Raw genomic sequence first — 10,805 nt, forward strand, 5'->3', positions numbered from 1 at the left:
AGTAACCGCCATGACCGATCAGCCCAAGGTTGTACCCCAGCAATCCAGTGACCTCGATGCCGAGGCGGTGGTCGCGTACCTGCGTGCCCACCCGACCTTCTTCGCCGAACACGACGAGTTGCTGGTCGAGCAGCGCATCCCCCACCAGCGCGGCGACAGCGTGTCGCTGGTGGAGCGTCAGCTCAAGCTGCTGCGCGATCGCAACATCGAGATGCGCCATCGCCTGTCGCAACTGATGGACGTGGCGCGTGACAACGACCGGCTGTTCGACAAGACCCGCCGGCTGATCCTCGACCTGCTCGATGCCGGCAGCCTGGAAGAAGTGGTGATGGCGGTCGAAGACAGCCTGCGCCAGGAGTTTCAGGTGCCCTTCGTCAGCCTGATCTTGTTCGGCGATAACGTCGCTCCGGTGGGCCGCTGGGTCAGCAATGCCGAGGCACACCAGGCCATCGGTGGCCTGCTGGGGGGCGGCAAGACCGTCAGCGGTAACCTGCGCGAACACGAACTGGCCTTCCTGTTTGGTGAAGAAGAGCGACGCGAGGTCGGCTCCAGTGCTGTTGCAGCACTCGAATATCAAGGGCTGCACGGTGTACTGGCAATCGGCAGCCGCGACCCGCAGCACTACAAGAGCAGCGTCGGCACGCTGTTCCTCGGCTACATTGCCGAAGTGCTCGGCCGCGTCGTCCCACGCGTGACCCAGACCCTGCGCCAGGTGCGCTGATGGACCGCCAGCTGGAAGCTTATTGCGCGCACCTGCGCAATGAGCGCCAGGTGTCCGAACACACCCTGCTGGCCTATCGCCGCGACCTCGACAAGGTCGTCGCGTATTGCAACGAACACGGCATTGCCGGCTGGCAAGCGTTGCAAATCCAGCAATTGCGCCAACTGATCGCCCGTCAGCACCATCAGGGGCAGTCCTCGCGCAGCCTGGCGCGCCTGCTTTCAGCGGTACGCGGGCTGTACCGTTACCTGAACCGTGAAGGGCTGTGCCAGCACGACCCGGCCAACGGCCTGTCTGCGCCCAAAGGCGAACGGCGCCTGCCCAAGACGCTGGATACCGACCGTGCCCTGCAACTGCTCGACGGCGGTGTCGACGACGACTTCATTGCCCGGCGCGACCAGGCCATCCTCGAACTGTTCTATTCATCAGGCCTGCGCCTGTCCGAGCTGACCGGCCTGGACCTCGAATACCTCGACCTCGCCGCCGGGCTGGTGCAGGTGCTTGGCAAGGGCGGCAAGGCACGCGTGCTGCCGGTCGGGCGCAAGGCACGCGAGGCGCTGCAGGCCTGGTTGCGCCTGCGAGGCATCGGCGGCCCGCGCGACAGCGCCGTGTTCATTACCCGCCAGGGCAATCGCCTGAGCCCGCGGGCCATCCAGATGCGCGTGAAGGCGGCCGGCGAGCGCGAGCTGGGCCAGCACCTGCACCCGCACATGCTTCGCCATTCCTTCGCCAGCCATGTGCTGGAATCGTCCCAGGACCTGCGAGCGGTGCAGGAGATGCTCGGCCATGCCGACATCAGCACCACGCAGATCTACACCCACCTGGACTTCCAGCACCTGGCCGCGGTGTACGACAGCGCCCACCCTCGGGCCAAACGCAGCAAAGGCACAGACTCATGAGCATCAAGCTGATCACCTTCGACCTCGATGACACCTTGTGGGACACCGCGCCGGTCATTGCCAGCGCTGAAGTCGTCCTGCGCGACTGGCTCGAAGCCAACGCACCGATCCTGGGCGGCGTACCGGTCGAGCACCTGTTCACCCTCCGCGAGCGCCTGGTGCAGGCCGAACCGGGCCTCAAGCACCGTATCAGCGCCTTGCGTAGGCGGGTGCTGTGCCATGCCCTGGAAGAGGTCGGTTACAGCGAAAAGCACGCCCAGGCGCTTGCCAACGAAGGCTTTGAAGTGTTCCTGCATGCCCGGCACCAGGTGGAAATTTTCCCTGAAGTGCAGCCTGTGCTGGAAATCCTGCGCCATCAATACACCCTGGGCGTGGTCACCAACGGCAATGCCGATGTGAGCCGCCTGGGCCTGGCGGACTACTTCCGCTTCGCCCTGTGCGCCGAGGACCTGGGGATCGGCAAGCCGGACCCGGCGCCGTTCCTCGAGGCGCTGAAACGTGGCGAGGTCGAGGCCGGCGCGGCGGTGCATGTGGGTGACCACCCTGGCGACGACATCGCCGGCGCCCAGCGTGCCGGGTTGCGTGCCGTATGGTTCAACCCGCAAGGCAAGCCCTGGGCCGGTGAGCGGGCGCCGGATGCAGAGATTCAGCGCCTCTCGCAACTGCCTGAAGTGATAGCACGCTGGCGCTGACAGCCGATACCTTCTCAACGCCGCTCCTACAAGACCGCATTCATGGCGCACAAAAAAGCCCGCAGCGACGGCGGGCTTTTTTGCATGCAACCACTCAGATAGGGCGGCTGCCGTATTTGTTGTCCGGCTTCTTGGGCGGATCGGCGACCACGTTGGCCTCCACTTCCTGCACCTTGCCACCGCGCGAAAGGAATTCTTCCATCGCTTTGGCCAGGGCATCACGCTCCTTCTGCTTGGCTTCCAAGCTCGGCATCTCGTCTACCGAGACAGCGGCCTTGGACTTGCCTTTGGCAGTGGGCGCGGGGCTATCGTCTTCGCCGGAGTCTTCCGCTACGTCATCAGCCGCAGCTTCCAGACCCTCATCAGCCTCATCATCATCGCCTACTTCGAGGTCGTCGTTTTCCAGATCATCGTCGCTCATGTTCTACCTCATGACTTGCGAAAAGCAGGTTAGTTATAGACCAGTGCAGCCGTAGACCGGCAGCCACCAGTGAAAATTCAACTGGCCGTGGGTTGGCCACTGCCTTGGGCATGCACCTCCTGATGGGAGGGTTTGTACCCTGCAGGCCCTGCTCCTGGCAGGGCCTGACGAAATCCTTGAGCCATCTGCTGGCCACGCGCTAATGGCAAGCCTAGCAAAGGCTGGGGGCGCCTGCGGACTGCATGTCCAACACCCTTCGGCGCGCATTCTAGCGCGCCCGTAGAAAAAGCAAAGCGCCATAAACGCCCATCATCTTGTAAGTTTTCCGCCTGCGTCGCGAACGTGGCGGATAAACCGTTTGCTGTGCGGGAAAAGGCAAAAATCAGGCGAAAAAATGCCCGGCGAACCGGGCAAGATTTTCCAGCGTCGCAGTTACAGGTTGTAGCCGCGTTCGTTGTGCTGAGCCAGGTCGAGGCCGACCGACTCTTCTTCTTCGTTGACCCGCAGCCCCATCACCACGTCCAGTACCTTGAGAATCACGTAGGTAACGATGGCGGTGTAGACCACGGTGAAAATCACGCCCTTGGCCTGGATCCAGACCTGCATGCCGATATCGGTCACAGCGCCGAAACCGCCCAGGGCTGGTGCTGCGAACACACCGGTCAGGATGGCGCCGACGATACCGCCGATGCCGTGCACGCCGAAGGCGTCCAGCGAGTCGTCATAGCCCAGCTTGCGCTTGAGGGTGGTGGCGCAGAAGTAGCAGATCACGCCAGACGCCAAGCCAATCACCAGGGCGCCCATCGGGCCCACGGTACCGGCAGCCGGGGTGATGGCGACCAGACCGGCGACCACACCCGAGGCGATGCCCAGGGCACTCGGTTTGCCGTGGCCGATCCACTCGGCGAACATCCAGCCCAGCGCCGCAGCAGCGGTGGCGATCTGGGTCACCAGCATGGCCATGCCGGCAGTGCCGTTGGCAGCGGCGGCGGAACCGGCGTTGAAGCCGAACCAACCGATCCACAGCATTGCCGCGCCCATCAGGGTGTAGCCCAGGTTGTGCGGGGCCATCGGCGTGGTCGGGTAGCCCTTGCGCTTGCCCAGTACCAGGCAGCACACCAGGCCCGCGATACCGGCGTTGATGTGCACCACGGTGCCGCCAGCGAAGTCCAGCACGCCCCAGTCCCACATCAGCGCGCCATCACCGCTCCAGACCATGTGCGCGATCGGCGCATACACCAGGGTGAACCAGATGCCCATGAACACCAGCATCGCGGAGAACTTCATGCGCTCGGCGAAGGCACCGACGATCAGCGCCGGGGTAATGATGGCGAAGGTCATCTGGAAGGTGATGAACACCGCCTCAGGGAACAGCGCGGTGGCCGAAGTGAGGCTGTCGGGGGTGACACCGCTGAGAAACGCCTTGGAGAAGCCACCGACGAAGGAATTGAAGTTGAGCACGCCCTTTTCCATACCCGTGGTATCGAAGGCCATGCTGTAGCCGTAGACGACCCAGAGAATGCTCATCAGACCGGTGATCGCGAAGCACTGCATCATCACCGAGAGCACGTTCTTGGAACGCACCATACCGCCATAGAACAGGGCCAGGCCCGGGATGGTCATGAACAGCACCAGCGCCGTAGCGGTCAACATCCAGGCAGTGTCGCCGGAGTTCAGCGCTGGGGCAGCTTCCTCTGCCAGGGCAAGCCCGGGCATTACGAGGGACAATAGGGCTCCTAGCCCTGCGATCTTACGCAGAGTCATGTTGTTTTCTCCTGGGGCGTTGGGTTTGGTGAGGCTTTTTTTGTTACTTAGATCGCGTCGGTATCGGTTTCGCCGGTACGGATGCGGATCGCCTGCTCCAGATTCACCACGAAGATCTTGCCGTCACCGATCTTGCCGGTGTTGGCAGCCTTGGTGATGGCTTCGATCACCCGATCAAGGTCCTTGTCGTCGATGGCGACGTCGATCTTCACCTTGGGCAGGAAGTCGACCACGTATTCAGCACCGCGATACAACTCGGTGTGGCCCTTCTGCCGACCGAAGCCTTTGACTTCAGTGACGGTGATGCCCTGCACGCCGATTTCCGACAGCGACTCGCGCACGTCGTCCAGCTTGAACGGCTTGATGATGGCTGTGACTAGCTTCATGAAACTCTCTCCCGATTTGGTGGACTTGCCCCAGGAAAACAAACCCGTCTCAAGTCTAAGCGCAGCGGTTGGCTTTGTAACGCGTCGTCGGCATCCGGCTCCGCGTGCGCACTGCCTGGTCACAAGGAACTGCATCAGTGCATGGCTCGTACAGGTCTTTGCAGAAACCTTGCCAGTTCCACTAAACCACCAGAAAACAGTGAGTTGCTTGAAGGCGTCGGCGTTGGCCAGTCGCCAGCATCAAAAAGATGCACGATTTCGGTGCGCTACCCGTCGGCGTCTTGCTCGAAAAATGTGCAAGGCTCACCCGCTCCTGCCCTCAAAACAGTGTTTTGCTGCGTGCTACACTGCGGGTCATTTTTCAGATTCAGTGGACAGCCGAACATGCTCGCGCCCAAAGCCCTCCTCGACGCCCTGAGCGACCAGGCCTCGCGCCTTTTCAGCAGCGATACCGCCCAGCCTCGCGCCGAACTCGAAAGCCAGTTCAAGGTGCTGATGCAGGGCGCCTTCAGCAAGCTGGACCTGGTCAGCCGCGAAGAATTCGACAGCCAGATGGTCGTCCTCGCCCGCACCCGCGCTCGCCTGGAAGCCCTGGAGAAACAGGTCGCCGAGCTGGAAGCACGGATGGCGCCACCTCAGGCATAAGGTTCAGGCCGATGCCTGCAATCGCCCTTCGCCCGGGTTGCCCGATTTAGGCGGCAACTCGCTGGCATGCAGCGTCCCCCGAAACAAAGCGGCACCGCACAAGGTGAACAGTGTTTTCACCCGGTTGTGCGAGTTGAGTATCTCGGCCTGGATATGCTCGATGTCGTTGTCCGCCGGCTGCAACGCCACTGCGCGGTTGATCCACTCGATGGCCGCGAAGCGGCTTTGCTTGCGTGTGCCATGCCCCTGCATCCAGGCCAGCCCCAGCTCTGCGCTGGCACGGGCGGCAATCCAATCGTCCGGGTGCTCGACCAGGCCAAGCAAGTAGTCGACGGCCTCGGCCTGCTCCTGCGGCTCGCCAAACTGCCGCAGCAGAATACCCAGTTGCAGCCGCGCACCGGCAGCGGTCTGCGCACTGCCCAACGCATCGTTCAATAGCCGCCTCACTGCCAGCATGGCACTTCGGTCGCTCAAGGCTTCGGCACTTTGCATACGCCGGCATGCCAAGGTGTATTTGGCCACCTTGCAGCCAGCCTGCACCGCGCGCAGCAGCCAGTATTCGGCCGCATCCGCGTCCAGGTAGTGCCCAGGGGTGTTGGCCAGTGCACCGCGATGCAGGTGATGAAGGCTCAGCGCAGCCTCTGGCAGGCTCAGATCGGCACAGCGTTCATAAAGGAAATAGGCGGCCTCTTGCTGGTTGGCAGACCAGAGCAGACGTGGCACTTCGAGCACATCGAAATCCGGCCGCTGGCGGCCAAGTTGCCGCTTCACCGCACGCTGCGACCAAATACGTGCCTGCTCAGGCGAACATGCAAACCCCCAGCGCCCAAACGCATGCCCCACCGCCCGCAGCGCACAGGCAGCCGGGTGCGAACCGCTCTCGCACAGCCGCTCGATCGCGCTACGAAATGCCTGCTGGTCATCGTCCATGCCGTGGAACAGCATGAGGCAGACAAAACTACGAAAGGGCTGGCCGATACTCGGGACAAAGCCCAGGTCAGGGTAAAGGTTCACACAGACGGCAAAATCGCGCAGCGCGCCCGTGTAGTCCTGCAGGGCACAACCACGCAAGGCACCACGCCATGCCAGCAAGGTGGCGCGCTCCCTAGGCCTGAGCGCACGCAGCGACCACCCCTTGAACACCTGCTGCCAGGCAGCGATCGACTGCACCTGGCCGGCATGCGGCAGTTCGAGCTGGTCCTCGATAGCCAGCCAGCGCAGCGCATTGCGCTGCTCCTCTCGCCATCCTTCACACAGCATGCCACCAGCCAATCCGTCGATTACCGCGTAACTGCCGCCCCAACGGGGCAGCAGGTAGATGGCATGCGCCTGAATCGCTTCAAAACAGCCGGGGAAAGCACCCAGCGCATGCTGCAGCCAATAGTGCTGCGCGGCTTCTCGCCCATGCACGGCACGTTTGCCCAGGCACGCCGGCAAGGTCTGTGGCACTTGGGCCAGGGGTAGCAGGCCGTATTTCACCAGCAGCGGCGCCGCAGCCTCCTGCACCTCCACATCCGCGTGAGCGCTCGGGCTGAAGCGTGCCGGCTGGCCGTCGAACAGTTCGCGCAACCAACCTGGCTCGGCAAACTGAGCGCTGAGCCGCAGCATGCCGATGGCCGCCGCCACCGGCTGCGCCGAGCGCCCCATGGCACGCAACAGGTGCGCGGCGCCGAGCTCGCAAACCTGCTCGGCCGCCAACTGCTGCTCGGCACTGAGGGGCTCGGCATTGGCACTGTCGTGGATATCGCAGGCGCGACTGAAACAATGCAAGCCCATCACCACCTGAGGGTGGTAGGCCTTGGGGCAGGCGTCGATCCAGGCCTTTAGAACCTGCGTCAGGGCCTTGTCGCCCTGGCAGTCCCAATCGACCAGCATGTGCCCTTCAACGGCCTCCAGGTAGGCAGGAAACTCGCCGGGTGGCGACTGTCGCCAGCGCGCTTCGAGGATGTCGAAGTAGCGGTTGAGTTCAACGAATGCACTGGCCTGCACCAGTTCTCGGATTGCCTGGCGAGTGCGAGTGAGCGTTTGCACGGAGCAATACCTCAAGTCCATTTGTGGGAAGCGGCGCTGCCATCCCATGGCAAGCGCAGTAGCCTTTCAACACTAAGCCATACCCTGGATCTGCGCAAAGTTATTGGATCCATTTTTGTCAGATTGTATGAAAAATCAGGAGAAAACCCTGACCTGAAAAACCAGGACGCACACTTCTTGCGCTGATTGCCACTTTGCCCGCTAACCTTGCCCAAGCCGCAGGAAGCGGCCCTTTTCAGCGACAACGGAGCGTCCATGTCACTTGCCCTCGTCCACAGCCGCGCCCAGGTAGGCGTGCAGGCACCGGCGGTCAGCGTCGAAACCCACCTGGCCAACGGGCTCCCCCACCTCACCCTGGTCGGCCTGCCCGAAACCACGGTCAAGGAAAGCAAAGACCGGGTGCGCAGTGCCATCGTCAACTCAGGCCTGGACTACCCGGCAAGGCGCATCACCCAGAACCTGGCGCCCGCCGACCTGCCCAAGGATGGCGGGCGCTATGACCTGGCCATTGCCCTGGGCATTCTGGCCGCCAGTGGCCAGGTCCCGGTGGCCCCCCTCTGCGACATCGAGTGCCTGGGCGAGCTGGCGCTGTCCGGGCAACTGCGCCCTGTGCAGGGCGTGTTGCCGGCGGCGCTGGCGGCAAGGGATGCGGGTCGGGCATTGGTGGTACCACGCGAAAACGCCGAAGAAGCCAGCCTTGCAGGTGGGCTGGTGGTGTATGCCATCGGGCACCTGCTGGAACTGGTCGCCCACCTGAACGGCCAGGTACCGTTAGCGCCCTATGCCGCCAATGGCCTGGTATTGAACAGCCGGCCCTACCCCGACCTCAGCGAGGTACAGGGCCAGGTGGCGGCCAAGCGTGCATTGCTGCTGGCCGCAGCCGGGGCGCACAACCTGTTGTTCACCGGCCCGCCCGGCACTGGCAAGACCTTGCTCGCCAGCCGCTTGCCAGGGCTGTTGCCGCCGCTGGACGAGCGCGAGGCGCTGGAGGTGGCGGCCATTCAGTCGGTCAGCGGCCATGCGCCGCTGAACAGCTGGCCACAGCGCCCTTTCCGCCACCCGCACCACTCGGCCTCAGGCCCTGCACTGGTGGGCGGCAGCAGCCGGCCACAGCCGGGCGAAATCACCCTGGCTCATCATGGTGTGCTGTTTCTCGATGAGTTGCCGGAATTCGAGCGGCGCGTGCTGGAGGTACTGCGCGAACCGCTCGAGTCCGGCGAGATCGTGATTGCCAGGGCGCGGGACAAAGTGCGCTTCCCGGCGCGTTTTCAGCTGGTGGCGGCGATGAACCCCTGCCCTTGCGGCTACCTCGGCGACCCGAGCGGCCGCTGCCGCTGCAGCACCGACCAGGTCCAGCGTTATCGCAACAAGCTGTCGGGGCCGCTGCTGGACCGCATTGACCTGCACCTGACCGTGGCGCGCGAAACCACCACGCTGAACAACCAACCCAGCGGCGACACCAGCGCTGCGGTCGCCGAGCGGGTGGCCGAGGCGCGCGACCTGCAGCAACGTCGGCAAGGGTGCGCCAATGCGTTTCTCGACCTCAACGGTTTGCGCAGCCATTGCCTGCTGGAGGCGGCCGACCAGGCTTGGCTGGAGACTGCCTGCGAGCGATTGAACTTGTCATTGCGCGCTGCCCATCGGCTGCTGAAAGTGGCGCGCACGCTGGCGGACCTGGAGGGCGTGGCGTCGATTGCCCGAGGGCATCTGGGCGAGGCGTTGCAGTATCGGCCTGGTAGCTGACACGGGCTTGGGTTTTGGGGGCCGCTTTGCGGCCCATTGCGACGCAAGGCCGCTCCTACAGGTCGGTCATTGCGGCCTGTACCGCCGCCAGCAACGCCTCTTCGGAAAACGGTTTGGCCAGGTAGGCGACCGCCCCCTGGCGCAGCGACGCTTCTAGCGTCGTATCATCCCAATGCGCCGACATGCAGATCACCGGCAAACGCCAGCCCAGGTGTGCCAGCTCACGCAGCACTTCCAGCCCAGTCAGCCCGGGCATCCTCAGATCGAGCAACGCGCACCCGGCGTCACGCGCCAGCGTCGAGGCCAGAAACTCTTCGCCCGACCCGAACAGCAGTGCCCCAAAGCCTGTCGCCCGCAGCAGGTTGGCCAGGCTTTTACGTACAGACGCATCGTCATCGACGATGCACACCCACACCCTGTCGTTTGCCCCCTGTGGCTTCATGCGGCGCCCTGGCCCTCGACACGCGCCTCTAGCACGTTGTGCATGGCCACCAGTTCGACCAGCGAGCGGGACTGCAACTTGTTCATGATGTTCTTCTTGTGCACCTTGGTCGTCACCTCGCTGGTGCCGATCTCCTTGGCAATCTGTTTGTGCGACAACCCGCTGACCACCAGCGCGAACACCTGGCGCTCGCGTTGCGTGAGCCGCCCGTACTTCTCCCGAACCTGCCGAGCATGCCGCCACGTGCGCCCGGCCGCCAGCGCGCGGGCACGCAGTGCCGTCAGCAATGCCAGCAACTGCGCTTCATCAAAAGGCTTGGTCAGAAACTCCACCGCACCTGCACGCATGGCCTGAACAGTCATGGGGATGGTGCCGTGGCCGGTCATGAACACGACCGGCCATGGCAGGTCGAGCCGACGTAATATCGCCTGCAGCTCCAGCCCACTGGCCTCAGGCAGGTTCATGTCCAGCAACAAGCAGGCACAGGGCACGTGCGAATCGGCTTCAAGCAGCGCCTCAGCCGAGGCGTACAGCCGATGCAAAATGCCGTGCGAGCGCAACAGCCGGCCCAGGGCATTGAGCACCGAAGGGTCGTCATCTACCACCAGCACGGGCACGGCCGAGCAGTCACCCGCTGCGTCAGCGGTATCGAGGTCGACAGGTCGCAACGCGCGCCCAATGTCCTTCGCCGGTAGGTCGAGCGCGACTTCAGCCGCCAGCCGATAGCCCCGGCGAGGCACGGTCTGGATCAGGCCGCGGTCGCCAAACGCCTTGCGCAACAAAGAGATCTGCACCTGCAGGTTGTTGTCCTCGACCACGGTGCCGGCCCAGACCTGGCTGAACAGCTCGTCCTTGCCGACCACCCGGCCTTTGGCGCGAATCAGCGTCGCCAGCACTTCGAAGGCGCGCCCGCCCAACGTAATCGGCTTGCCGTCGAGAAACGCTTCTCGTCGCTCCAGCGACACCTGGGCATTGCCAAATCGGATCATGGTCGTCTCGAATCTCACGGGTCCGGGCGGTTGCGCAGCCCCATGCAATCTAGGCCACCGTCCACATTCATA

At 63.7% G+C, this 10,805-nt stretch carries 11 protein-coding genes; 5 read left to right on the forward strand and 6 right to left on the reverse strand.

The genetic code is table 11. From position 1 onward, the window contains the following. The first annotated feature begins 10 nt into the window (after positions 1-10). From PC358_RS20610 to PC358_RS20620, 3 genes are read left to right on the forward strand one after another with little or no spacing between them, the layout of a single operon-like run. Positions 11-721: a DUF484 family protein gene (locus PC358_RS20610; RefSeq protein ID WP_033702220.1), complete on the forward strand. Its 711-nt coding sequence runs from the start codon at positions 11-13 to the stop codon at positions 719-721. Beyond that, complete coding sequence (gene xerC, locus PC358_RS20615) at positions 721-1,620, forward strand: tyrosine recombinase XerC (RefSeq protein ID WP_033702222.1); 900 nt, start codon at positions 721-723, stop codon at positions 1,618-1,620. The genes PC358_RS20610 and xerC overlap by 1 nt, the downstream gene beginning before the upstream one ends. Then, complete coding sequence (locus tag PC358_RS20620; protein WP_033702224.1) at positions 1,617-2,312, forward strand: HAD family hydrolase; 696 nt, start codon at positions 1,617-1,619, stop codon at positions 2,310-2,312. The genes xerC and PC358_RS20620 overlap by 4 nt, the downstream gene beginning before the upstream one ends. A gap of 94 nt (positions 2,313-2,406) precedes the next feature. On the opposite strand, the gene sutA is transcribed toward PC358_RS20620, so the two are convergent. The 3 genes from sutA to glnK all read right to left on the reverse strand — a co-directional run bounded on the left by sutA (position 2,407) and on the right by glnK (position 4,883). Then, the gene (gene sutA, locus PC358_RS20625; protein ID WP_033702226.1) at positions 2,407-2,733 is read right to left on the reverse strand and encodes a transcriptional regulator SutA; all 327 of its coding nucleotides are present in this window, start codon (positions 2,731-2,733) and stop codon (positions 2,407-2,409) included. 432 nt (positions 2,734-3,165) lie between these two features. Next, positions 3,166-4,497 (reverse strand): ammonium transporter, encoded by a 1,332-nt coding sequence (locus tag PC358_RS20630; RefSeq protein WP_033702228.1) that lies wholly within the window; start codon positions 4,495-4,497, stop codon positions 3,166-3,168. A gap of 47 nt (positions 4,498-4,544) precedes the next feature. Next, positions 4,545-4,883, reverse strand: a complete 339-nt coding sequence (gene glnK, locus PC358_RS20635; protein WP_002555808.1) for a P-II family nitrogen regulator — start codon at positions 4,881-4,883, stop codon at positions 4,545-4,547. Between the two features lie 384 nt (positions 4,884-5,267). Between glnK and PC358_RS20640 the strand changes: the two genes are divergently transcribed. Next, a complete protein-coding gene (locus PC358_RS20640) occupies positions 5,268-5,528 on the forward strand; it encodes an accessory factor UbiK family protein (protein WP_033702230.1) in 261 nt (86 codons plus the stop codon). A gap of 3 nt (positions 5,529-5,531) precedes the next feature. Here the strand turns inward: PC358_RS20640 and PC358_RS20645 are convergent, their stop codons facing one another. Then, positions 5,532-7,559, reverse strand: a complete 2,028-nt coding sequence (locus PC358_RS20645) for a DUF4034 domain-containing protein (RefSeq protein WP_033702231.1) — start codon at positions 7,557-7,559, stop codon at positions 5,532-5,534. Between the two features lie 255 nt (positions 7,560-7,814). Here PC358_RS20645 and PC358_RS20650 point away from each other — a divergent pair, with 255 nt between their 5' ends. Further along, positions 7,815-9,302 carry a YifB family Mg chelatase-like AAA ATPase gene (locus PC358_RS20650; RefSeq protein WP_033702233.1) on the forward strand — a complete coding sequence of 496 codons (1,488 nt, stop codon included), beginning with the start codon at positions 7,815-7,817 and terminating at the stop codon, positions 9,300-9,302. A gap of 55 nt (positions 9,303-9,357) precedes the next feature. Here the strand turns inward: PC358_RS20650 and PC358_RS20655 are convergent, their stop codons facing one another. Further along, the gene (locus PC358_RS20655) at positions 9,358-9,744 is read right to left on the reverse strand and encodes a response regulator transcription factor (protein ID WP_077068701.1); all 387 of its coding nucleotides are present in this window, start codon (positions 9,742-9,744) and stop codon (positions 9,358-9,360) included. Next, complete coding sequence (locus PC358_RS20660; protein WP_033702234.1) at positions 9,741-10,733, reverse strand: response regulator; 993 nt, start codon at positions 10,731-10,733, stop codon at positions 9,741-9,743. The genes PC358_RS20655 and PC358_RS20660 overlap by 4 nt, the downstream gene beginning before the upstream one ends. Between the last annotated feature and the right edge of the window lie 72 nt (positions 10,734-10,805).

It is taken from the genome of Pseudomonas capeferrum (assembly GCF_000731675.1).
Classification (GTDB): domain Bacteria; phylum Pseudomonadota; class Gammaproteobacteria; order Pseudomonadales; family Pseudomonadaceae; genus Aquipseudomonas; species Aquipseudomonas capeferrum.

What these genes read in the sequence shown, in the direction of transcription:
- PC358_RS20610 (WP_033702220.1), top strand. Translation starts at nt 11, where the DNA reads ATGACCGATCAGCCCAAGGTTGTACCCCAGCAATCCAGTGACCTCGAT.
- xerC (WP_033702222.1), top strand. Translation starts at nt 721, where the DNA reads ATGGACCGCCAGCTGGAAGCTTATTGCGCGCACCTGCGCAATGAGCGC.
- PC358_RS20620 (WP_033702224.1), top strand. Translation starts at nt 1,617, where the DNA reads ATGAGCATCAAGCTGATCACCTTCGACCTCGATGACACCTTGTGGGAC.
- sutA (WP_033702226.1), bottom strand. Translation starts at nt 2,733, where the DNA reads ATGAGCGACGATGATCTGGAAAACGACGACCTCGAAGTAGGCGATGAT.
- PC358_RS20630 (WP_033702228.1), bottom strand. Translation starts at nt 4,497, where the DNA reads ATGACTCTGCGTAAGATCGCAGGGCTAGGAGCCCTATTGTCCCTCGTA.
- glnK (WP_002555808.1), bottom strand. Translation starts at nt 4,883, where the DNA reads ATGAAGCTAGTCACAGCCATCATCAAGCCGTTCAAGCTGGACGACGTG.
- PC358_RS20640 (WP_033702230.1), top strand. Translation starts at nt 5,268, where the DNA reads ATGCTCGCGCCCAAAGCCCTCCTCGACGCCCTGAGCGACCAGGCCTCG.
- PC358_RS20650 (WP_033702233.1), top strand. Translation starts at nt 7,815, where the DNA reads ATGTCACTTGCCCTCGTCCACAGCCGCGCCCAGGTAGGCGTGCAGGCA.
- PC358_RS20655 (WP_077068701.1), bottom strand. Translation starts at nt 9,744, where the DNA reads ATGAAGCCACAGGGGGCAAACGACAGGGTGTGGGTGTGCATCGTCGAT.
- PC358_RS20660 (WP_033702234.1), bottom strand. Translation starts at nt 10,733, where the DNA reads ATGATCCGATTTGGCAATGCCCAGGTGTCGCTGGAGCGACGAGAAGCG.